Raw genomic sequence first — 22,403 nt, forward strand, 5'->3', positions numbered from 1 at the left:
TAAGTCAATTCTGCTAGCCATCTTACGACAAGATTACTAATTGTTAAGATTAAAACGATGAGCTTAATTCTTATTAAAGTAACTGATAATAACCTGATTTTTAAATATTATTAGCATTTTCATCAAAAAGACATTTAACATCAGTTAAGATCTCAATTTAAAATAAAATCCCAACTAAAGCTAACTTAATTATTCCTCATTTGAGAAAGAATCCATTACAATAAGTCTTAGACCTAATGGACCAGGAGTTATGAGTGATACTGTTCTCAACGTTTGTAACCTTCGTGTTGAGTTTCCTCAAGAGGAAAAATCTGACCCTGTTGTTGCTGTAAATGAAATTAGTTTTCAAGTGCAACGGGGGGAGATTTTAGGCATTGTTGGGGAGTCAGGTTCGGGAAAATCCATCACTTCTCTAGCAATTATGGGGTTAATCCCTACTCCTGGTCAAATTACTAAAGGAGAAATTAATTTTTATTCGGCTGAAACTCCAGAAAAACTTAGCGAACTTAAACGGGATTCTAAAAAATGGCAAGATTATAGGGGAGGAAAAATTGCCATGATTTTTCAAGACCCCATGAGCTCTTTTAATCCGGTTTATACTATTGGCTATCAATTAACAGAAGCCATTCAACTTCATCAAAACAATATTACCAATCAACAGGCAAAAAATCAGGCAATTGCCCTTTTCCAAAAGGTTCAAGTTCTCCCCAGTGATGAACGATTGGAACAGAAATATCTGACTAAAATTTTACCTAAAAAACAAGATATATCCGGCTCAGTTAACAAACAAATAAATAATTATATTACTCAGGAAAAAGAAGCTTTTTTAAAACGTTATCCACATGAACTATCAGGTGGACAACTACAACGGGTAATGATTGCAATGGCAATTTCTTGTAACCCAACTCTTCTCATTGCCGATGAACCAACTACAGCTCTTGATGTTACCGTTCAAGCAGAAATTTTAAGATTACTGAGAGATTTATGTAAAAGTGAAGAACATCAAGATATGTCAATGATTTTTATCTCCCATGACTTAGGTGTTATAAATAAAATTGCTGACAAAGTCATAGTAATGTACCAAGGAAAAATTGTTGAACAAGGCTATAAAGATCAAATTTTCTATCATCCTCGACACGAATATACAAAAGGGTTATTAGCTTGTCGTCCTCGTTTAGAACCTCAATTAGATCGACTACCGACTGTCGGGGATTTTCTAAGACCTTATAGGACTAATTCTCAAGAAGATAATCAATCTGAAAAAATAAAGTATAGAATAATTTCTCCTGAAGAAAAACAGCAACGTTTAGTAGGCTTATTACAAAAAACTGAACCATTATTAAGAGTTAATAACCTAACAGTTGAGTTTGGTAAATCTGGATTTTTTGGACAAAAAAAAGATAGTTTTAAAGCAGTAAATGACATTAGCTTTGAGGTTTATCCAGGGGAAACATTAGGACTAGTAGGGGAATCCGGTTGTGGAAAATCCACTGTAGCAAGGACAATTTTACGGTTAATTCCCACGACAAAAGGACAAATTCACTTTAAAAAACATCCCATCCATAAATATCCTAGTGGTAGCAAAGTATTGCGTCATTTACGTCGAGAAATGCAAATTGTCTTCCAAAATCCCTATAATTCTCTTAACCCTCGTTTGACCATTGGTCAGGCTATAGGCGAACCGATGGTCATTCATAAAACTGGAGGAAATGCTAAGCAGAGAAAAGAACGGGTGGCTTATCTTTTAAATAAAGTAGGTTTAGATGTTAATTGGCGTAACCGCTATCCCCATGAATTTTCGGGGGGACAAAGACAACGAGTTTGTATTGCCAGAGCATTGGCACTTAATCCTCAGTTTATAATATGTGATGAGTCCGTGTCGGCTTTAGATGTATCGGTACAAGCACAAGTATTAAATCTATTAAAGGACTTGCAACACGAATTACAGTTAACTTATATTTTTATTTCTCATGATCTAAGTGTGGTACGGTTTATGAGTGATCGTATTATGGTAATGAATCAAGGAAAAATAGAAGAACTAGCATCTGCTGACATTATTGTTAATAGTCCTGCCAAAGAATATACTCAAAAGTTAATTAATTCAATTCCCCATTTTCCCGAAGAACCTTTTTGGTTAGGGAGTTAAATTTGTTAAAGAGAAGGGTATTAAACTTCTTAGAAAGATTAGGTCGTAAACACATTATTTATTTTTAAGCTAAATTGACTCCTTATATGGCGCGTTATTCATATTCTCTTTTTTGATAAAGTTACTGATGAGAAGTCAGCACGAAGTCTGTCGTCCAACTTTATGTTGCATAATATTTGCTTCAGTGATCTTATATGTCCTATATGATTATCCTTGAAGCAGCTATTGGTAAATTGTCTTAGAAAGAAGATTTAGACGTGGTCCTGGACATTTTTAGATTCGCTCCACCATTCTCTTAGGCGAGTAGAAATTAAAGAAAATTCTTCGAGCTCGTGGAGTTTATTTTTTCGGGGGTTGAAAATCAGATATTGGAAATTTATTAAACAAAGAAAATTGATTAATCATAGACAATACCTTCAGCAACATTAGAAAGCTTTAAGAGTTAATATAATATTTATCATACGTGTAAGACTTTGTCGTAGGACTTTGTTGTGAGCCTAAGTTAAACGGTACCAGTGCTACACCACAGCCAAGTATGAAGGTTGCTTTGCTGGGAAAAATCTTATCAGTCGAGACTGTCTCTGATATCGGTGTTGTCGTTTTGAATAAATCTTTTATTTATCTGTCTAAAATCGCTTATTAGGCTAGAAACGGCGGATATTTTGGAGCACATACTAATCCCCAAAGCATTACCTTTAAAGGGGTGATCGCCCATATTAAATAATTAATTGCAACGATTGAACTTTATAATTCCCCTTAAAGATTACCCCTAAAGATTTTAAGGATTAGGGGTAATAAGTTATCTTTAGTTCAGGTTAATTTTTTAGTATAGGATAAAGACCTTTCAAGTTAATAGAAGAAAACTCGAAGTAAAAGTCTTTTTATTATCCTTCCTACTTCTGGAATAAAAAAACGGTTATTTAATCTAAAAATAGTAATTTTTATAGAAAATAGCCTAGTCTTAGACCATTATCAGTTGCCGAACTTATTATATACAAATTAGATCAATTATTCCATAACTTAGAGGAGTAAAATAACATCAATAAATAGCTATTCTCATATTTTATCTAAAGAAGAAAATTCTAAAGTTGGTAGTCATTTCTCTAATTTAAAACTTAATTATTCCACAATTATTTGGGTACAAAAAATAAACTTTGTGACACTAGATAGTTTTTTATATCTAAAGGAAACCTCTAAAATTTATTCATTATTTTGATATAACTCTTGTTTTTTTGCTAAACTTAACGTAAGTTTCTGTTAGATCTATTTTAAGACTTTAAAATAGTTACTGTCCATATCATGTTGCAATTATGTGAGTATTTTAATTTATTTCAAGAAATTTAGACCGAACTATCGAAACAAGTAGGACTTCAAAAATTGATGAGAGATCATTACTGTTCTTAACAGACCTAAGTAACAAACCCGAGGTTTCTAGGTAAAGCTACTTACGAGCTTTAATACCTCCCTCCCTATTATGAGTTTATTTAAATAAAAACTCTTAATAGGGTTAAGTAAGTTGGACTACTGGTCATTATCCATTAAAGGAAATTGCTTTCAAGCTCGACATCCTAACATTATTTAATCCAAGTGATCCATAAGTAACAGGCGACCGTATCTAACCTTTTGCATTATGTCCACATCTAATAGACGGTTGTCTTCAGTGCCTAAGTCACGAGATAATGTTCATAGACAACTTCTGACTTTTGACTAGCCCATGATCCTCCCCAATTTTAAAGAATTTTGCGCCTTAGCGCAACAAGGCAATTTTGTACCAGTATATCAAGAGTGGGGAGCAGATCTCGAAACTCCCGTATCAGCTTGGTATAAGGTTTGTGGCGGTCAGCCCTACAGCTTTTTATTGGAGTCGGTAGAAGGGGGAGAAAACCTCGGACGCTATAGTCTTTTAGGATGTGATCCGGTTTGGGTTTTAGAAGCCAAGGCTAATAGAACCACTCAAATTCATCGAGATAATTCAGTTAAGGTCTTCGAGGGAAATCCATTTGACATACTGACCCAATGTTTAGTTTCTATTCGTCCAGTTACCTTACCTCAACTTCCATCCGGTATCGGAGGATTGTTTGGATTTTGGGGTTATGAGTTGATTAATTGGATTGAACCTCGTGTTCCTATTTATCCTTTAATGGAAGACGACTTACCCGATGGGGTATGGATGCAAGTGGATAACCTAATGATTTTTGATCAAGTGAAGCGTAAAATTTGGGCAATTGCCTATGCTGATTTACGGGGAGAAAACATTAACTTGGAAGAAAGTTATCAAAAAGCTTGTGATCGTGTTACTGAGTTAGTCCTAAAATTAAAACTTCCCCTTCCCGTGGAAGCAAAAACTCTAGAATTAAATCCTAAACTAGCCGAGTCAGATCTTTCAGCATATGATAGTAACGTGGGGCGATCACGTTTTTGTGAAAATGTCCTCAAAGCGAAGGAATACATCCGCGCAGGGGACATCTTTCAGGTCGTGGTTTCCCAACGTCTTAGCGCGACTTATGCTGATAATCCTTTCAACCTTTATCGTTCTCTTCGGTTGATTAATCCCTCCCCTTATATGGCTTATTACAATTTTGGAGATTGGCAAATTATTGGCTCAAGTCCAGAGGTGATGGTTAAAGCCGAACGCAGTGAAAATAAAATCAAAGCTATCTTACGACCTATTGCTGGAACTCGACGACGGGGAAGAACCTCCATCGAGGATCAGGCGTTAGCGGAAGAATTATTAGAAGATCCAAAGGAAATAGCGGAACATGTTATGTTAGTCGATTTGGGACGTAACGATTTAGGCCGAGTTTGCGCTAAAGGAAGTATTACCATTGATGAGTTAATGGTGATTGAACGCTATTCCCATGTAATGCACATTGTGAGTAATGCAATAGGGGAATTGGCTCCCGATAAAACTGCTTGGGACTTGCTTAAAGCTTGTTTTCCCGCAGGAACGGTGAGTGGTGCGCCAAAAATACGGGCGATGGAAATCATCCACGAGCTGGAACCTCAACGACGGGGACCGTATTCAGGAGTTTATGGTTACTATGATTTTGAAGGACAGTTAAACACTGCAATCGCTATTCGGACAATGGTTGTCCGCCCTTTGGGTAAGGACCAACACCTTGTCTCAGTCCAAGCAGGAGCCGGGCTAGTAGCTGATTCTGACCCTGAAACGGAGTACGAAGAGACTCTGAACAAAGCCAAGGGGTTATTAGAAGCGATTCGTAGCTTAAGCTAACTCACCGGATTAATGTGGAACCAATCGGTTTTTCGTTCAAACCCAATGGGGGCGGAGAGACTTGAACTCTCACGACCTTGCGGTCAACGGATTTTCATTCTCCCATAGCTTTCGCTACTGCCGAAGTTTGGCTTTGAGAATTGGACTCTCTCTTTACCCTCAGCCTTACCTGTTAGGGTAGCTCCCGTCGAGTCTCTGCACCTTCCTCGAAAATTCCGAGGCTTGGCTCAGGATTGCCTTATCTATATTCCAGACTTAGGTTTCCCTGAGTTTGAGAGCGGTCACTTGATAGATTTCTCTAACAAGGCTCAACTTTGTTAAGTCCGTAGCGTCTACCATTCCGCCACGCCCCCTTGGTGGACTTTGCTGAGTGCAGCTTAAGTAACCAACCGCCTTTCATCCTAACATAATATTTCCAATCAGGAAACTTTTTTTTCTATCCTTTTTTTGAAAAAAGGAATTATAGGGTAATTTTTAGAATGAAAGTCTTTCAAAAGAGATTTACGCCGTGTATTTACTTAATTAAACTAAATAAGTATAAAGTCCAAGATTTTCTTCGTAATTACGCCATAAAATCTCAGACTCTTTTTGAGTTATACGACCCTCTTGTACAGCTTGCTCAGTATATTGACGAATTCGTTGGCTTAGTTTATTTGTATCGTATTGAACATAGTTCAATACATCGGCAATCGTATCCCCTTGAACAAAATGTTCAATCTCATATCCTTTTGAATTGATGACAATATGAACCTGATTGAGATTACCAAAAAGATTGTGAAAATTACCCATAATCTCTTGGTATGCTCCCACTAAAAATATTCCTAAATAGTAAGGTTCTTTCATAGAATATTCAGAATTAGAGAACGGTAGGGGAAATAAATTATTATCTTTGTTCACTTTTGATGGCTGAAGCGGATGTAATTCTAAAACAGATTTGCTGTTTCGTAAATCGATAAACCTATCTATTTTTCCGTCACTATCACAGGTTAAGTCGGCTAAAGTTCCTCGTTGAGTAGGTTTTTCATTTAGACGGTGAACGGGCATAATAGGAAACAGTTGATTAATTGCCCAAGCATCAGGAGCAGAACGAAAAACTGATAAATTTGCATAATAGATTGAGGCCATGCTTTTCTTTAAGTCTTCAAGATCATCGGGGACACAATCTTGATGCTGAATCATGTCATAAATTTTTTGACAACAAACCCAGTATAATTGCTCTGCCTTCGCTCTTTCCATTAAGCTCAAATAACCAAAATTGAATAAACTGATAGCCTCTTCTTTAAATTGAATGGCATCATGATACATTTCTTGGTAATTTCTAGGATTAATCGACTTATAAGTTTCCCAAAGATTACGAACAATCAAATTTTCCTCTTTTTCTCGAGGAGGAGGAACTATACTAGAAACATTATTAGTATGGAGTATGTTAAAAATAACAACGGAATGATGGGCAGTAATTGCTCTCCCACTTTCACTAATTAAAATAGGTGCTGCAACACCAGCTTCTTCACAAGCTTCTTTAATTTCGGCCACAATATCATTAGCATAATTTTGCATATTATAGTTTTTTGAGGCATAAGAGTTAGTTTTAGAGCCTTCATAATCAACGCCTAAACCTCCTCCCACATCAAGATATTTCATGTTTGGATTAATTTTTGCCAACTGTACATAAATCTGACTCGCTTCACGCATAGCATCTTTGATAACACTAATAGAAGAAATTTGTGAGCCAATATGAAAGTGAAGAAATTCTAAATAGAATAGAATATTTTTTTGTTTTAGATATTGAATTGCCGTTAAAATTTGAGGAATATCTAAGCCAAATTTAGCGCGATCACCTGTAGAATTTCCCCAACGGCCTGAACCTTTGGTGCTTAATTTTACTCGTATCCCTAAGCTTGCTTCAATCGCTAATTCTTCACTTATTTGTACTGTCAAATAAAGTTCCTCTAACTGTTCAATAACAATAACCAGTTTGTATCCTAAACGAACAGCTAACAAAGCAGTTCTAATATAGATTGCGTCTTTATAACCATTACAAACAATGATCGAGGAATTATCGGATACACTGGAATTAGGCTCTAGGGTGGCTAAAGCGATCATTAATTCTGGTTTAGAACCTGATTCTAATCCAAACTGATATGGTTTTCCATAACGAATAATTGATTCAATGATCCGACGATTTTGATGGCATTTAATAGGATAAACTCCCTGATAATGATTAGAATAATTGTAATGGTCAATCGCATTTTTAAAACAGTTGTTTAATCGAGCTAAGCGATCAGCTAGAATTTCAGGAAATCTAATCAATAAAGGTAGATTAATATCTTTTTCTTGTAAAGATTTAACTAAATCAAATAGGTCTAGAGAATCATCCTTATTCCCTCGAGGAGAAACGACCACATGACCATCAGCATTAATAGAAAAATAAGGAGCTCCCCAATCATCAATTTGGTACAGGTTGCTACTATTTTCAATCGTCCATCTTGAAGAAATTTCTGATTTTTTCATAAGAATTAATCTGGGGTTAAATTCACTGAGTTATTGAAAAGCATTAACGTCGCCAAATAGCATCAGCCACTAGCGCTACATCTACCATTTGTGCTACGTCATGAACCCTTAAAATATCTGCTGATTGGGCGATCGCTCCACAACAGGCCGCGGCAGTTCCCCAAAGTCGTTGTTTTGGGTTATTTTTTTGCAAAATATGGCCAATAAAACGCTTACGAGAAACCCCTACTAGTATAGGCTGGCCTAAACTCCTAAATTCTGATAAACGCCGTAATAATTCTAAATTTTGTGAGTAAGTTTTGGCAAAACCGATACCAGGATCAATGATGAGATGTGATCGCTTAATTCCAGCTTTTATAGCTAAATTTAGTTGATTATTTAACCATTTACTAATTTCTCCTATTAAATCAGTATAATCCGTCAATTGTTGCATAGTTTGAGGATTCCCTCTAATATGCATTAAGATAATAGGGACTTTTAACTTAGCCACCACTGTAAACATCTGGGAGTCAAAAGTTCCCCCAGAAACATCATTGACCAAGTCTGCACCTGCTTCGATTGCAGCATCAGCGACTGATGCTCTAGTAGTGTCAATCGAAATAGGAATAGATGTTTCCCTACGTAGGAGTTTTATTATAGGAATAACACGATTTAATTCTTCTTCGAAAAGAATTTGTTGAGACCCTGGCCGTGTTGATTGTCCCCCAATATCGATGATATCTGCCCCTGAATTAATGAGGGTTTTAGCTTGAATTAAAGCTGTTTCTAAAGTATTAAACTGGCCCCCATCACTAAAACTATCAGGGGTTACGTTAAGAATTCCCATAATATAGGTTCTTTTTCCCCAAGAAAAAGAATGTTGTCTTAGTTTTAAATCAGCCATGATAGATTCAGATGCTTTCAGCATACTACTCCATAAAAAATAAGGGGACGGTCCTTGCGCCCCCTGATTTCCAATAGACTCAGTGATTTATTGATAATTAACAATGCGTGCAAATCCTACCGGATCTAAACTAGCTCCTCCCACTAACACGCCATCAATTTCAGGTTGCGCCATAATTTCATCAACATTAGAAGGTTTAACTGATCCTCCATATTGGATAGTAACTTCTTTATTTGATAACTGAGAGCGAATGATACCAATAACGCGGTTAGCTTCAGTCGCCTCACAAGTATCTCCAGTCCCAATCGCCCAAATAGGTTCATAAGCAATGACTAAATTACTTTGATCTACATTAACTAAACTCCGCTTTACTTGATTAACAATAACGGTTTCTGTTTCCCCTGCATCCCGTTGTGATTTACTTTCCCCCACACAGAGAATAGGGGTTAATCTGTGGCGTTGGGCGGCTATCACTCGTAGATTGACTGTTTCATCAGTTTCACCGAAATATTGACGACGTTCACTGTGGCCAACCACCACATAATCTACTCCAAGCTCCGTCAGCATTGCACCAGAGATCTCTCCTGTATAAGCTCCCTTATCTTCCCAGTGAATGTTTTGTGCCGCCAAATGGATCAATCCATCATAGAGACTTTCTGACATGACACCCAAAGCTGTAAAGGGAGCGCACAAAACCACTTCCCTTGTTCCGTTCACTTCTTCGAGATTCGATTCTAATTTTTGCAAAAACCCTAGAGCTTCTTCCTGAGTTTTGTGCATTTTCCAGTTACCCGCAATAACAATTTTTCCCACAGCTATCTCTAAAAATTAATTTCAACGTCTTTTGCAGTCTTCTAGTGTAATGCCTTTAGGGGATCGGAGGGAAGAGTACATGAGAGCAAAGTTTGGGGAAGGAGAGAATGTCTTAAGGAACATGACTCATAATCACCTTTATCAGTTTTTAAGTCTTTTTTTTAAAAGACTTGAGATAAAAATTAATTTACACTATTTACATAAAAAAACATTTTTATATTTTAATCATCATCTTTTTTATTACTAATCTTTTCATTAAAAGCTAAAATGAACCTAACCCTAGATTTTTTCTTAAAAAGACCATAATTTTCTAACTAAAACAATTATGTTTTCTTAGCTCTACCGAATTTAAAATCTTAAAAATCAGCTAGATACCAGCATGGCATATTTTGAAGAGATTATTCTGAATAATGATGTTTAAAAACAGACCCTAGAAAACTGTGTTTACAGTAGAAGATTCGTTCCAAATCAGAAAAAAGTTTGACCGTCGCGTTTATTTGCAGCGACTTAAAGAGAAGTATTCGAGTTTTAGACGGTATTTAATAACTAACTAAGGATCATCGTTATGGAGTTTTTATCGTTTTATATACTTAACTATTATCGTATATCGTATCACAGGAAGATGACTAATATTTCTACTATAATATGGATGGATAGTAGAGATTATTTACGTTAGGTTACTTAAAAAATCTAGTATTTTCTAATTTAGCGATGATCTAAACTCAAAAAACTCATCCTGGCAGTATTTCTTCCGAGTTTTTTTGACTAATAAACTAGTCTAAATTAGATGCCCCAAATGTGAAATCTCAAGGGAGATACCACTACTTTTAAACAAAGACTATCTAAGCCAAAACATACCTAACATGCATTTTAGTAAAGTATGCATGGACTGAAGAACATCATTACACATTTATTTTCAGTAATCCCAGTCTGAACAGAGTATTACCAAACCTAAAATTTAGTAATACTCTGTTCAGAGCGTTTGCTTCTTTAAACTTTATACTCTATCTGATGTTTCCTGATAGAGTGCAGAATCGAACGGTTGGACTCCAATATTGGGACATTCATCTTTAACTGGACTAAAAATGCGAGAAAAGCCTTCGACAATATATTGAACTAAACTTTGCAACATTCTATTGATATTCATAGTATCTACCTCTCAACTCTCACGAACTTCACTAAATCTCACGAACTTTATTAAAAACTTAGCGAGTTAAGTTTTTATATGTTTTTTAGGTTAGAAGAGCTTTTTTTATCTCCTCTATATTTTATATAGTAAAAGAAAAATTTAATTACTTGAACAATTTTGTAATAAAAATTTAACCTATAAGAATGTACTTTGTATTTTTATATACTTTTATAAAGTAAAATGTTAGCCAGATTGATTTCTAAAGAATTTAGTCTAACTATACATAGTAGTTCTTGTTGTTAACAATACTCTAAAAAAATAATTTTTTCTACTGAATCAGTTGATTTAATCCATCAATTTCTGAAAGGAATGTTAGAGTATCAACTTAACTTTTTTTAAAAAATACAAACTTAAACATTAAAGGATTTCATGACCACCCTGATAAAACTAACGAGTCCAATCATGAATAGAGCCACTCCGACAATTTAGGCATTGTAAGATAGTTCATAGATATAGTGAGCGCGTTGGATTTATTAAAGCGTACTACGATGTACTTTCCATTTCCTTATTTCTGTCCTAACAAAAGCTAATCTTAACAATTGCCAAGAATTTTTAGGGATTAAAATTCTAACTGAGATGGATATTTTCAATTTTTATTATAAAATAATAAAGCTTCCAAAACTAAATCTAATCAACGAAGGTAAAGTATGTATTCAAGCTATTAGGATGCTATCTGTGGCTTACTTTATCTTCCTAATAATTACAGTTTATTGATAAATTATTACGAGCTAACTATGGTTGCTTGTTACACCGGAGAAAGACTTGCTAATCGTCGAGCAAGTTTTGAACTGTTGATACATTATCTCCTAGAATCTTTTGGTTATTCAATTGACAGGGGACTTGCTCGGGGTTTGAATTTTTTAGAAAACCTACACTTTAGTCAAGAGCAATTATAAAGTTTAGATAAAATCATAATTTTCAGTCATCCCCTTAAATTTTTGTCAATTTTAGCTTCAAGAGACTTTCCGGGGGGAGTTTGGACACTGCTTGAAGGAACGGCAGTGTTTGCGCATAAACCCCTATTGTGGATAGAAGTACTTTTGTGGTAAGCTCAACCAGTAGAAGCCTACCTTTTAAACTCCTCAATTATCAAAGTTTAATTATTATTAAAGCCGCTAAAATACGCAATATAGTGAGTAAAAGCGCCTTATTATGAGAATTTGAACCAGAGGTGCGTTTAGTCCTCAAGGCTCTGTATAGGCGGCTAGAGCAGCTTTAGCTGGAGAGTTAGACGCCACCTCTAATGTGTTAATAGCTCTGAAATCAGGGTGCAAACCTAGTTGAACCATGGCTCATTTTTTAATCATGGCCATCAAGGCTGTATCAGGGAATAAAAATAAAACTTTTCATGCCTTTAGTTCTTATTTTTCAGAAACTACTTTATTACTTGATACCTATGATGCAGTTAAGGTAGCGGAAAGGTTAGTGGAAAAAGTCAATAAAGGAACCCTAAAGATAACAGGAGTTAGCTTAGATTCGGAAGATTTAGTCATCTTATCCCAAAAAGTGCGATTACTGTTACCCAACATTTAAGATCTTTGCCAGTGGTGATCTTGATGAATGGGGAATTGCCAGTCTCAAAGAAGCGGGTGCCTCTATTGAGGGTTATGGACTTGGAACCAACCCTGTCACCGGCAAATCTCTCAACGGAGTCTATAAATTAGTGGAAATCAATGAAACTCTTACCATGAAACAATCTAGCTATAAAGCCGCCTATCCAAGACGAAAACAGGTTTTTCGGACCTACAATGAGGGCATAATTGAAGGTGATTGCTTAAAGTTAGTCAATGTCTCAATTGAGAGAGCGGAAACTCCTCTTCTAAAGATTAAGGTTGAAATAAGGAAAATCCTTATTTCAACCTTAATCTTTAGAGACTATTCGTCAACGAACTCAAAGATCAGTTGAGAGTCTATCCTCTGCGACTCGTCATCTTAGTCAACCCACTCCAATTGAGGTTAAAATCTCCAATGAGCTCGAATCGTTGCATCAATCTTTAGGTTAGTTGATAGTGAATAGTTGAGCGTTAATTATTAATCATATGACAAAAATTGCTTTGTTTGGAACCAGTGCTGATCCTCCTACCGCCGGACATCAATCAATTCTCCGTTGGTTATCCACTCACTATGATTGGGTTGGGGTTTGGACTTCAGATAATCCCTTTAAAACTCATCAAACTTCTTGGTCCCATCGTATGGCAATGTTGAAGTTATTAATTGATGATATCAATCTCCCAAGAAACAATATTTATCTTAGTGAGAAATTAAGTCATCGATGTAGTTTAATAAGTTTAGCTAAAGCTAAGGAAATTTGGGGCAACAAACCTGATTATAGTTTGGTAATCGGGTCTGATTTAGTTAATCAAATTCGTCGTTGGTATCATATTGAAGATTTACTAGATCAAGTCAATCTTTTAATTGTCCCTCGTTCTGGATACGACCTTGCTCAAAAGGATTTAATAGCTTTAAAGAAATTAGGAGGAAACTATCAGATCGCTGATCTCAACGCCCCTGCTGTTTCTTCTACTGCTTATCGAGAAACCCAGAATCAAAGTGTATTGATTCAAACCATTCAAGAATATATTTGTCAAGAGCAATTATACCGATGAATTTAGAGAAAAATAGACTTATTTTAGCCGCTTTTAAAGTCGGAGTAAATAATGTGATTTTCTCCGTCGATTCTCACCATCATAAACTCTTAGTTCTATTGGTTAAACGCCAGAAAAAACTCTTTAATAATCAATGGAGTTTACCTAGAACTTTAGTCAAAAGTAGGGAATCTTTAGAAGAGGCTTCCCAAAGAATATTGTCTGAAAAAATTAGAGTTAATAATCTATATCTAGAACAATTATACACCTTTGAAAGACAAAATCAAGATCCAATAGTATCTCTTGATAGTTTTAGCACCCGCTATCTTTCTGTCAGCTATTTTGCTTTAGTTCGTTTTGAGGAGGCAGAACTTTTAAGCATTAATAATTACAATTTAACTACTTGGTGTATGATTCAAAAGGTTCCTCAATTAGTTTTTAATCATAATCAAATTATAAATTATGGTTATCAACGATTACGCAATAAATTTGAATATAGTCCTATTGCTTTTGAGATTTTACCAGATTTATTTACTTTAAATGATCTTTATCAAGTTTATACAACTATTTTAGGAGAAAATTTTGCTGATTATTCTAATTTTAGATCTCGGTTGTTAAAATTAGGTTTTCTGATAGATACTGAAAAAAAAGTCTCTAGAGGTGCAGGAAGACCTGCCAGTTTATACCGCTTCGATGCTGAAGCATTTGCCCCCTTTAAAGATAAACCTTTTGTATTTGTTTAAATTCAATAAGATTGATGATGAAAATTGCCATTGCTCAACTTAATCCAACTATTGGAGATCTAGCCAATAACGCCAAAAAAATTGTAGAAGCAGCTCGATTTGCCGCTCATAAAAATGCTAGGCTTTTACTAACCCCTGAATTGTCTTTATGTGGCTATCCTCCACGTGATTTACTCCTCGATCCTAGTTTCATTAAGTCCCTTTCCATTGAATTACAAAATTTAGCTGAGAAGTCCCCCTCTCAATTAGCTATTTTAGTAGGAACAGTTACTTCTAATCCTGATGCTTATCTTAAAGGAGAAAAACCTCTTTTTAATAGTATTGCTTGGTTAGAAAATAGTCAGGTAAAAAAGATATTTCATAAGAGGCTTTTACCGACGTATGATGTTTTTGATGAAGATCGCTATTTTGAACCGGGACGACAAAGTAATTATTTTGAATTATTCCCTGATTCCGAGTCATCTACTCCTTTAAAAATTGGAATTACAATATGTGAAGATTTATGGAATGATGAAAAGTTTTGGGGAAATAAATATTACGAGCATAATCCACTAGAGGATTTGCTTAAAATTGGGGTTGATTTTATTCTAAATTTATCTGCTTCTCCCTATAGTATCGGCAAGCAAAAGGTAAGAGAAAAGATGATAAAATATAGCAGTAAATACTATAATATTCCTATTATTTATGTTAATCAAATTGGTGGAAATGATGACCTAATTTTTGATGGAAATAGTTTTGCTGTAAACAAAAATAGTGAAATTGTCTTGCGATTAAAAGCATTTGAGGAAAATATTGATTTTATTAATTTCAAAATCCAAGATAAAGATCTTTCTTTATCAAGAAAAAATGATGAAATAAAAATAGAGGAAGAAGAAATTTGGCTAGCTTTAGTTTTAGGGGTTAAAGACTATGTGAGAAAATGTGGTTTTTCTCAGGTTGTTTTAGGGTTAAGTGGGGGAATTGACTCTGCGTTAGTTGCTGCGATTGCTACAGAAGCGTTAGGGAAAGAAAATGTATTAGCATTACTTATGCCATCCCCTTATAGTTCTCCCCATTCTATTATTGATGCTGAAGCTTTAGTTAAAAATTTAGGTATTAACAGTCATAAGTTACCTATTGGGGATGTTATGAAGTCTTATAAGATTCTATTAGACCCCTTATTTAAGGGCACAGAATTTGGTATTGCTGAAGAGAATATTCAATCTCGCATTCGGGGTAATTTATTGATGGCTATTGCCAATAAATTTGGTCATCTTCTACTATCTACTGGGAATAAATCAGAAATGGCGGTGGGTTATTGCACCTTGTATGGTGATATGAATGGAGGGTTAGCTGTTATTTCAGATGTGCCTAAAACCCGTGTATTTTCCCTTTGTCGTTGGCTAAATTGTGATAAAGAAATCATACCCCATAATATTTTAATTAAATCCCCTAGTGCGGAATTAAAACCTAATCAAACCGATCAAGACTCTTTACCCTCTTATGAGGTACTTGATGAAATTTTAGAGCGATTAATTTATCGCCATCAATCAGTTAGTCAAATTAATGAAGCAGGATTTGATTTAGCCACTACCGATAAAGTAATAAAATTAGTTACCCGTGCTGAATTTAAACGAAAACAGGCTTCCCCAGGATTAAGAGTAACTGATAGAGCATTTGGAACAGGTTGGAAAATGCCTATTGCAAATCGTTGGAGAATTGATTGATTCTAGCTAAGAATACAATCCTTCTATTGTGTTTGAGATAAATTTAGAGAGAATCTAACTATGACCTATAGTTATTGGGTTATCTAAAAAGTTAACGTCTTTTCGAGAACTATAAATATCAACCTTGCAATTCTTTTTGTTTGATTAACTATCTTGATAATGCGCTATTGTTAACATATTTTTTTTGCTTATGCTTCTAAGAATGCCTTGATACTATATTCATTTTTCACATCCATAACGACACTCGCCATATGAATTTTATTATAAGTCGTAGCCATTAACCCTAAGTCTTTACTTAGGTGAGAGTTTTCTTCTTGCCACAATTTAGCCACCGCCGCCCAAGGGGTAGCCTTAGACACTTATCCCTCCATGTATGTTTAGAATAAACCTTCATATCTATGACTAGAATGTTAACGTTTTGACCACTGGCTAACACATAGTCTAACCCACCGTAGCTAATATTATAAGCCCAAATACTGCCTATAATCCAAACACTCTTTTTAACCAAATAGTCTATGATAGACAATAACATAATCATTTATTGCTGCATCGTCTTATCTAAGTTACTCTGCTTTAACTGGGTTAGCCATTGCTTCAAGATAGAAATTTGTTCTCGTTGTTTAACGATATCTGCTTCGTAAGTTTGCTGTGCATTTAAAATGTCGGTTGCTAAACTTTCTCCTATTTCACCTGTAAGACTTTTAACTAACTCAGAGGCAAATTCTCTTTGTCTATCAATGGAGACACGAAAGCTTAGTTCAAATTCGGCATTATCTTTAAATAAAAAATTAGACTATGCAGGTCCGCGTCCTTCCTAGTTATGATTTCAAGGAGTAGTTGGTAAATTATCCCTGTGGATGCAAGAACATCTGGTCGCATTTATGACGACTACCATGCTATTACCGAATAATTGGGTGGCTAATTTCATATAAGGAGTTCCTCCACATCCTGCACAAGCACCCGAAAACTCAAACAAGGGTTCTTGCATCTGTTGATGACTAATTTTGTTGAGTTTTAACGTATTTCGAGCGTGCTCCTGTATTAGTAATTGATGAGCCATATTTATTGTTTTTAACTTGGATTTAGATTTATTTTTTGCAGAATACACACGGTACAGTCATCCGTAACGACTTGGAGCGTAAATTTTAATCCAGTTTTTTTTAGTCTAAATCCTCTGTATAAGTAGTGTTAAAGGTTTTCAGTACATTTGAGCACATTGGTCAATGCTTGTTTTTCATACACTTTAAACCAAATGACTGCATAAGGACACACTAAGACACATTCATTATATTGAATACAAACAATGAGGTCCTATACAAGTATTTATTGGATAACCTTGCGGGGTTCCCATTTTGCTATTATTTTTTCTAATACATCATAGGTAAATGCAAGTGTGATATTGGAGATCGGATGTTCAATGTTGGTTGCTTGATGAAAATGATCTAACGCCGAGTCAACCGGTTTCATATTCATTTGTACAATTTATTCGCCTTTTTTACCGTAAGTTTTGCAGATGTATGTTTTAATTTGCTCGATAGCTTCTTATCAAGAGTGTTGATGGTATAAACTTTCAGTCGCTTATTGATATTTTGTTCTTGAACAGTACGAGAAAAATAATACTATATTTTATCCAAATCTATAGGAACTGTTTAGCTTAAATATTAAGCTGTCAATTGCTAGTTATAAACATTTTATTTTATAAATAAATTTATTTTATTAAACGTGACAGAGTTAGCGTTATTAACTAAGTTATTTTAGCAAATTTTATAAAAAGTTATATAAAAAAATAAAGCTGTTATAAAATCAGATCTAATTCAAGTTATAAATAAAGTATTTTTAAGCGTATTTTTTAGTTAATTACCAAATAATTTTAATCTATTTTTTAGATTACCTACATTTAAATCTGAGCCTAAACCATAGAAAATTACTCTGATAACAGAGCAATTTTCAGCAAAAAAATACGGAAAATTGTAACTCTAATTATCTTTGCTAACAAAAGTAGAGCCATTATTCATAATATTTAATATGAAGTTAATTTCTTAACAAAAGAGTTCATAACGTCTTTCAAGAACTCTTTTAAAATTCAAAATTTTAAATTTGATATTATCATCTGATACACATAGTCTTTATTGAACTGAAGTAACAACATCTAAATAGAAAAGCTCTCCAACCGATATAGGGTTTTTAGCTCGGTCTAATATTGCTTTTTTGTACTGTTCTTGGCAATATTTCAATGAGTTTTGTTGCTTTAAATAGACGATATGACCTGGTTTTGAAAACCACAACTATTTCTCCTAGATTTAATAAATAATCTACTGTTTCATGAGCGGTTTTAGCACTAGAACCCATCAAAATAATAACTTTTTCTGCTTCAGGACTACCTGATAGTCAAACAAATAATATTTTTGTTTAATTAAGTAAATTTATCCATTGATTTTTGTATAATTTTGAGATGGTTATCATAAAATCGGTTATTTTCTCTCAATTAGAAGTAAATACCAAAGTTTTAAGCAGTTTTTCTACTAATCTGGCTATCAGGAATTAACGCTCGTTCACGGTAGGCAATCATCTATTTATCTTTAATCAGTGATCGCAAGAAACTATCCTCTAATAACTACACCTTCTGCACTTCATAAGAAGTCCGAAACCTATCTAAATATTATTAGGAACATACGCTTCAAAACTAGCTACTGTTCCGGTAAAAACTAAATATTGCACTTCTTGCATAGATACAGAACTTAACAACGCAACCCCGGTCCCACAGGTAGCTATCATCTCACTATAATGTAATCGATAAAATCGCCAAAAATAAATAACGCTTAGGTAGCCAGAGATCGCGCTGTGATATAATGTATCATTGACGTGAATTCCCCTGCTATTTTGCAGAGGTTAGAAATCTATCAATAATAAGCTCTGGAAAGCAGTAAATTGATTGTTAACGCCCCGTTTACAACGCTCAATTAATAACTCCTACTACACATCCCTTGCTTTGCATTTCGGCAACAGAAGGTACAGTTACCCGGAAGTTTAATTCTCCTTGAGAAGCCCAAGTATCTGCTAATTCCCCCCTAGGTGAGCAGGGTATAATGGGATAGGTGGAGAGCACTTCGTTGAAGTAATAAATAACTTTAGTGACCGCTCAGTTTCCATCGAAAGTCGTATAGATTTGAGTGTTTATAGTGTTCTCGTGCTTGTTCTCTAAGTCCGACAATCAGTTGATTAGAGGAAAAAATTTCTGTGATGAATAAGTGATACTTTATGAGTTATCAGTAAAAATAACCACCCCTTTGAAGGTAAGTTAAAGAACTTGAAGGAGAATTTATTATTAAATTAATTTAAAGCTTGCGGCAAGCCCTTTAGAACTGAAGTCCCTCATGTTTTCATAAATCGGGACTTCAGTAATTATGCCTCTATCCTTATGCTCTAACATAATCAAAGAGTTTAGAGAATTTATTATCTTTTTTTAAGACGTTTAGTTTAATAAAGATTAAAACATACATAAACAATCATAAAAAAGAAAAATAGTTTTTCAACGACTTTCAGCAAAAGATACAGACAATTCTTAGAGAATAAATTGGCATAACCAGTCTACGACTATCCTTACCAACCCTAAACGTAATTTTTTTAAAAAATTAAATTAGAGTCATCTAAATTTTTTCTATCATTTAGAGTAATAGCCAAAACAGTTAGAATGTTTTTCTGTTTCCTGTTGCATTGAAACAATAGTTTAGAATGTCCTAGGCAACCGCTAGGTTACTATATTGTTTAGCATAGCCTAATAATTCTACAAGTTCTATCTTCCTTTTTTCGAAAAAACTATTTCTACAAAACTGTTTGAGAACTCTTAGGAAAAATGACTTCAGGTTCGACTGTAACAATATCTTCTTCTGATTGTTTTTTACGAAATTCTAAGTTATTATTATGACAATCGACGATGACTTGATCACCACAAACAAATCTATTTTCTAGTATTTTTGTCGCCATGGGGTTCTCTAATTCTCGTTGAATAGCCCGTTTTAAAGGACGCGCTCCATAGACTGGATCATAACCAGAATTAACAATATGGTCTAGAGCTGAGTCAGTTAACTTTATCCTAATTTTTTGTTCTTTAAGTAATTTTTCAATTCGTTTGATTTGCAGACGCACAATCTGCCGTAACTCTGTTTTCTTAAGAGTATGAAAAATAATCAGATCATCGATACGGTTCAGAAATTCGGGACGGAAATGTTTACGCAATGATTGCAAAACCTGTTTACGCATTTCCTCATAATCTGTGTCACCCTGTGTAAGGTTGAGTATGTGGTTACTTCCTATGTTACTAGTCATTACAATAATAGCGTTACGGAAATCTACCACTCGTCCTTGGGAATCAGTAATACGTCCATCATCGAGGACTTGCAAGAGAACATTAAAGACATCTAAATGGGCTTTTTCTACTTCATCCAACAACACTACACAATAGGGACGGCGACGGACTGCTTCAGACAATTGTCCCCCTTTCTCATACCCCACATATCCAGGGGGTGCCCCTACCAATCGAGAGACAGCCTGTTTTTCCATATACTCAGACATATCGATGCGAACCATTGCCTCTTCTGAGTCGAAGAGAAAAGCGGCTAATGCCCTAGCTAATTCAGTTTTACCCACCCCCGTAGGACCCATAAACAAGAATGAACCAATAGGACGGGAAGTATCTTTCATTCCAGCTCTAGCACGGCGAATAGCGGCAGCAACAGCGGCTACAGCTTCTTGTTGTCCAATAACTTTTTCGTGTAAATGTCCTTCAAGTTTAAGAAGTTTTTGACGTTCTGTCGCTAACAAACGATTGGTAGGAATACCTGTCCATCCGGCTACAATTTCAGCAATATCAGAGTCGGAGACTTGTTCTCGGAGTAAAGTTTTGCCCTGCGCTTGAATATCAAGAAGTTGGGTTTCTTTGGCTTCCCGTTGCCGTTGAACCACTTCTAGTTTACCGTATTTTAGTTGGGCGGCTTTGTTCAGTTCGTAAGCCCTTTCTGCTTGTTCAACTTGAAGACGTAGCTGTTCTTCCTCTTCTTTGAGAGTATTAATATCATCAAGTATCTGCTTTTCTGACTGCCATTGGGACGCGAGTTGTTCGTGAGTAGATTCTAAATTTTTTATTTCTTTTTGAATGCCTTCTAAGCGTTCTTTGGAAGCGCGATCAATGATTAACATTCCTCGTTGTTCTTCTCCCTCTAAGGAAAGTTTTTCCATTTGTAACTGCATTAAACGGCGATCAACATCTTCTAGTTCAACAGGTTTGGAGGTGATCTCCATTTTTAACTTAGCTGCGGCTTCATCTACAAGATCAATGGCTTTGTCGGGTAAAAAGCGACCAGTAATGTAACGATGGGAAAGAGTGGCTGCAGCCACTAATGCTGAGTCAGTAATTTTGACCCCATGATGGACTTCATAGCGTTCTTTGAGTCCCCTTAGAATGGAGATAGTATCCTCCACACTCGGTTGTTTGACATACACTTGCTGGAAACGCCGTTCTAGCGCAAGATCTTGTTCAATATGCTTCCGATACTCATCAAGAGTTGTTGCACCGATGCAGCGTAATTCTCCGCGGGCTAACATGGGTTTTAAGAGGTTGCCTGCATCCATGCCTCCTCCTTCACGAGAACCTGCCCCGACAACGGTATGAAGTTCATCGATAAAGAGAATAATTTCTCCCCCAGATTGAGTGACTTCTCGCATTACGGTTCGTAGACGTTCTTCAAATTCCCCTCGATATTTTGCCCCAGCGATGAGACTCCCCATGTCTAGAGAGATTAATTTACGATTTTTGAGAGACTCAGGAACGTCCCCGTTAATGATACGTTGGGCCAACCCTTCAGCAATCGCAGTTTTTCCGACTCCTGGTTCTCCAATTAAGACAGGGTTATTTTTTGATCGACGGGAAAGAACCTGAATTACACGACGAATTTCTTCATCTCGGCCAATTACAGGGTCAAGTTTTCCTTTTTTTGCTTGTTCGGTAAGATCTCGTCCATACTTTACTAGAGCTTCATAATTATCTTCTTGGTTAGGTTCGGTAACTTTTTGTGACCCCCGAAGCGCTCTTATCTCTTTTTCTAAGTCTTGGGGGTCAAATTGAAAACTCTTCAAGCAACGCCGTCCAATGCGTTCATCTTCAGCAAACCCCATCAACAGATGTTCAACCGAAATATATTTATCTTGCCAACTTCCACGAGAAGCCTCAGCGCGATCTAACATCAAATCTAAGCCCTGTCCTAAGTAAAGTTGATCGACAGTGATTAATTTAGATTGACGGTTGCTAAAAACTTCTAACTGTTGTCGTAATCGGAGGACGTCTAGATTAGCTCTTTCTAAAATACGAATAGCTAAACCTTTTTCCTGCTCTAACAGGGCTAAAATAACGTGTTCGACTTCTAAGGTTTGATTTTTAAAACGCCGGGCTACGTCTTGCGATTTGACGATCGCGTCCCAGGCTTGTTCTGTAAACTTACTTGAATCAGTTGGCTGCATTATTGGCTTAATTCCCTGCGGGTAAGGCAAAAGGCAAAAGTTGATGACAATACGGTTTCAACTTATCCCAATACCCTTA

16 protein-coding genes and 1 pseudogene are annotated in these 22,403 nt (G+C 35.6%); 8 read left to right on the forward strand and 9 right to left on the reverse strand.

What is annotated here, in order from left to right; translation table 11 throughout:
• The first annotated feature begins 250 nt into the window (after positions 1–250).
• Entirely contained in the window at positions 251–2,146 is a 1,896-nt protein-coding gene (locus P3F56_RS07725; RefSeq protein ID WP_281152317.1) for an ABC transporter ATP-binding protein, read from the forward strand.
• A gap of 1,714 nt (positions 2,147–3,860) precedes the next feature.
• Entirely contained in the window at positions 3,861–5,381 is a 1,521-nt protein-coding gene (gene trpE, locus P3F56_RS07730) for an anthranilate synthase component I (RefSeq protein ID WP_281152318.1), read from the forward strand.
• Between the two features lie 522 nt (positions 5,382–5,903).
• On the opposite strand, the gene speA is transcribed toward trpE, so the two are convergent.
• From speA to P3F56_RS07750, 4 genes are all read right to left on the reverse strand, one after another.
• A complete protein-coding gene (gene speA, locus P3F56_RS07735; protein ID WP_281152319.1) occupies positions 5,904–7,892 on the reverse strand; it encodes a biosynthetic arginine decarboxylase in 1,989 nt (662 codons plus the stop codon).
• Positions 7,893–7,935: 43 nt separating this feature from the next.
• Positions 7,936–8,775: a dihydropteroate synthase gene (folP, locus tag P3F56_RS07740; RefSeq protein WP_281153763.1), complete on the reverse strand. Its 840-nt coding sequence runs from the start codon at positions 8,773–8,775 to the stop codon at positions 7,936–7,938.
• Between the two features lie 87 nt (positions 8,776–8,862).
• Positions 8,863–9,588 (reverse strand): triose-phosphate isomerase, encoded by a 726-nt coding sequence (tpiA, locus tag P3F56_RS07745; protein WP_281152320.1) that lies wholly within the window; start codon positions 9,586–9,588, stop codon positions 8,863–8,865.
• A gap of 997 nt (positions 9,589–10,585) precedes the next feature.
• Entirely contained in the window at positions 10,586–10,735 is a 150-nt protein-coding gene (locus P3F56_RS07750; RefSeq protein ID WP_281152321.1) for an isochorismate synthase, read from the reverse strand.
• Between the two features lie 776 nt (positions 10,736–11,511).
• On the opposite strand from P3F56_RS07750, the gene P3F56_RS10315 reads away from it, so the two are divergent.
• The 6 genes from P3F56_RS10315 to P3F56_RS07770 all read left to right on the forward strand — a co-directional run bounded on the left by P3F56_RS10315 (position 11,512) and on the right by P3F56_RS07770 (position 15,811).
• Entirely contained in the window at positions 11,512–11,673 is a 162-nt protein-coding gene (locus P3F56_RS10315) for a hypothetical protein (RefSeq protein ID WP_342637135.1), read from the forward strand.
• A 391-nt stretch (positions 11,674–12,064) separates the two neighbouring features.
• Positions 12,065–12,310 carry a hypothetical protein gene (locus P3F56_RS10320; protein ID WP_342637136.1) on the forward strand — a complete coding sequence of 82 codons (246 nt, stop codon included), beginning with the start codon at positions 12,065–12,067 and terminating at the stop codon, positions 12,308–12,310.
• 344 nt (positions 12,311–12,654) lie between these two features.
• Positions 12,655–12,780: a hypothetical protein gene (locus P3F56_RS10325; RefSeq protein WP_342637185.1), complete on the forward strand. Its 126-nt coding sequence runs from the start codon at positions 12,655–12,657 to the stop codon at positions 12,778–12,780.
• Positions 12,781–12,816: 36 nt separating this feature from the next.
• Positions 12,817–13,383, forward strand: a complete 567-nt coding sequence (locus tag P3F56_RS07760; protein WP_281152322.1) for a nicotinate-nucleotide adenylyltransferase — start codon at positions 12,817–12,819, stop codon at positions 13,381–13,383.
• Entirely contained in the window at positions 13,380–14,105 is a 726-nt protein-coding gene (locus P3F56_RS07765; RefSeq protein WP_281152323.1) for an NUDIX hydrolase, read from the forward strand. The genes P3F56_RS07760 and P3F56_RS07765 overlap by 4 nt, the downstream gene beginning before the upstream one ends.
• A gap of 17 nt (positions 14,106–14,122) precedes the next feature.
• Entirely contained in the window at positions 14,123–15,811 is a 1,689-nt protein-coding gene (locus P3F56_RS07770) for an NAD+ synthase (protein ID WP_281153764.1), read from the forward strand.
• A 191-nt stretch (positions 15,812–16,002) separates the two neighbouring features.
• Here the strand turns inward: P3F56_RS07770 and P3F56_RS10565 are convergent.
• The 5 genes and pseudogenes from P3F56_RS10565 to clpB form a co-directional block, all read right to left on the reverse strand.
• Positions 16,003–16,963: pseudogene (locus P3F56_RS10565) on the reverse strand (pyruvate:ferredoxin (flavodoxin) oxidoreductase); the annotation flags it as partial.
• Between the two features lie 171 nt (positions 16,964–17,134).
• Complete coding sequence (locus P3F56_RS07785) at positions 17,135–17,278, reverse strand: hypothetical protein (RefSeq protein ID WP_281152326.1); 144 nt, start codon at positions 17,276–17,278, stop codon at positions 17,135–17,137.
• Between the two features lie 1,185 nt (positions 17,279–18,463).
• The gene (locus P3F56_RS07790; protein ID WP_281152327.1) at positions 18,464–18,586 is read right to left on the reverse strand and encodes a hypothetical protein; all 123 of its coding nucleotides are present in this window, start codon (positions 18,584–18,586) and stop codon (positions 18,464–18,466) included.
• A 181-nt stretch (positions 18,587–18,767) separates the two neighbouring features.
• A complete protein-coding gene (locus P3F56_RS07795) occupies positions 18,768–18,917 on the reverse strand; it encodes a hypothetical protein (protein WP_342637137.1) in 150 nt (49 codons plus the stop codon).
• A gap of 716 nt (positions 18,918–19,633) precedes the next feature.
• The gene (gene clpB, locus P3F56_RS07800) at positions 19,634–22,324 is read right to left on the reverse strand and encodes an ATP-dependent chaperone ClpB (RefSeq protein ID WP_281152328.1); all 2,691 of its coding nucleotides are present in this window, start codon (positions 22,322–22,324) and stop codon (positions 19,634–19,636) included.
• Positions 22,325–22,403 lie beyond the last annotated feature (79 nt).

The sequence above is a fragment of the cyanobacterium endosymbiont of Epithemia clementina EcSB genome, assembly GCF_029919255.1.
Classification (GTDB): domain Bacteria; phylum Cyanobacteriota; class Cyanobacteriia; order Cyanobacteriales; family Microcystaceae; genus Rippkaea.

Excerpts from the sequence above, each read along its gene's own strand:
- P3F56_RS07725 (WP_281152317.1), top strand. The coding sequence starts at position 251 with ATGAGTGATACTGTTCTCAACGTTTGTAACCTTCGTGTTGAGTTTCCT.
- trpE (WP_281152318.1), top strand. The coding sequence starts at position 3,861 with ATGATCCTCCCCAATTTTAAAGAATTTTGCGCCTTAGCGCAACAAGGC.
- speA (WP_281152319.1), bottom strand. The coding sequence starts at position 7,892 with ATGAAAAAATCAGAAATTTCTTCAAGATGGACGATTGAAAATAGTAGC.
- folP (WP_281153763.1), bottom strand. The coding sequence starts at position 8,775 with ATGGCTGATTTAAAACTAAGACAACATTCTTTTTCTTGGGGAAAAAGA.
- P3F56_RS07750 (WP_281152321.1), bottom strand. The coding sequence starts at position 10,735 with ATGAATATCAATAGAATGTTGCAAAGTTTAGTTCAATATATTGTCGAA.
- P3F56_RS10315 (WP_342637135.1), top strand. The coding sequence starts at position 11,512 with ATGGTTGCTTGTTACACCGGAGAAAGACTTGCTAATCGTCGAGCAAGT.
- P3F56_RS10320 (WP_342637136.1), top strand. The coding sequence starts at position 12,065 with ATGGCTCATTTTTTAATCATGGCCATCAAGGCTGTATCAGGGAATAAA.
- P3F56_RS07760 (WP_281152322.1), top strand. The coding sequence starts at position 12,817 with ATGACAAAAATTGCTTTGTTTGGAACCAGTGCTGATCCTCCTACCGCC.
- P3F56_RS07765 (WP_281152323.1), top strand. The coding sequence starts at position 13,380 with ATGAATTTAGAGAAAAATAGACTTATTTTAGCCGCTTTTAAAGTCGGA.
- P3F56_RS07770 (WP_281153764.1), top strand. The coding sequence starts at position 14,123 with ATGAAAATTGCCATTGCTCAACTTAATCCAACTATTGGAGATCTAGCC.
- P3F56_RS07785 (WP_281152326.1), bottom strand. The coding sequence starts at position 17,278 with ATGAAACCGGTTGACTCGGCGTTAGATCATTTTCATCAAGCAACCAAC.
- P3F56_RS07790 (WP_281152327.1), bottom strand. The coding sequence starts at position 18,586 with ATGATAGCTACCTGTGGGACCGGGGTTGCGTTGTTAAGTTCTGTATCT.
- clpB (WP_281152328.1), bottom strand. The coding sequence starts at position 22,324 with ATGCAGCCAACTGATTCAAGTAAGTTTACAGAACAAGCCTGGGACGCG.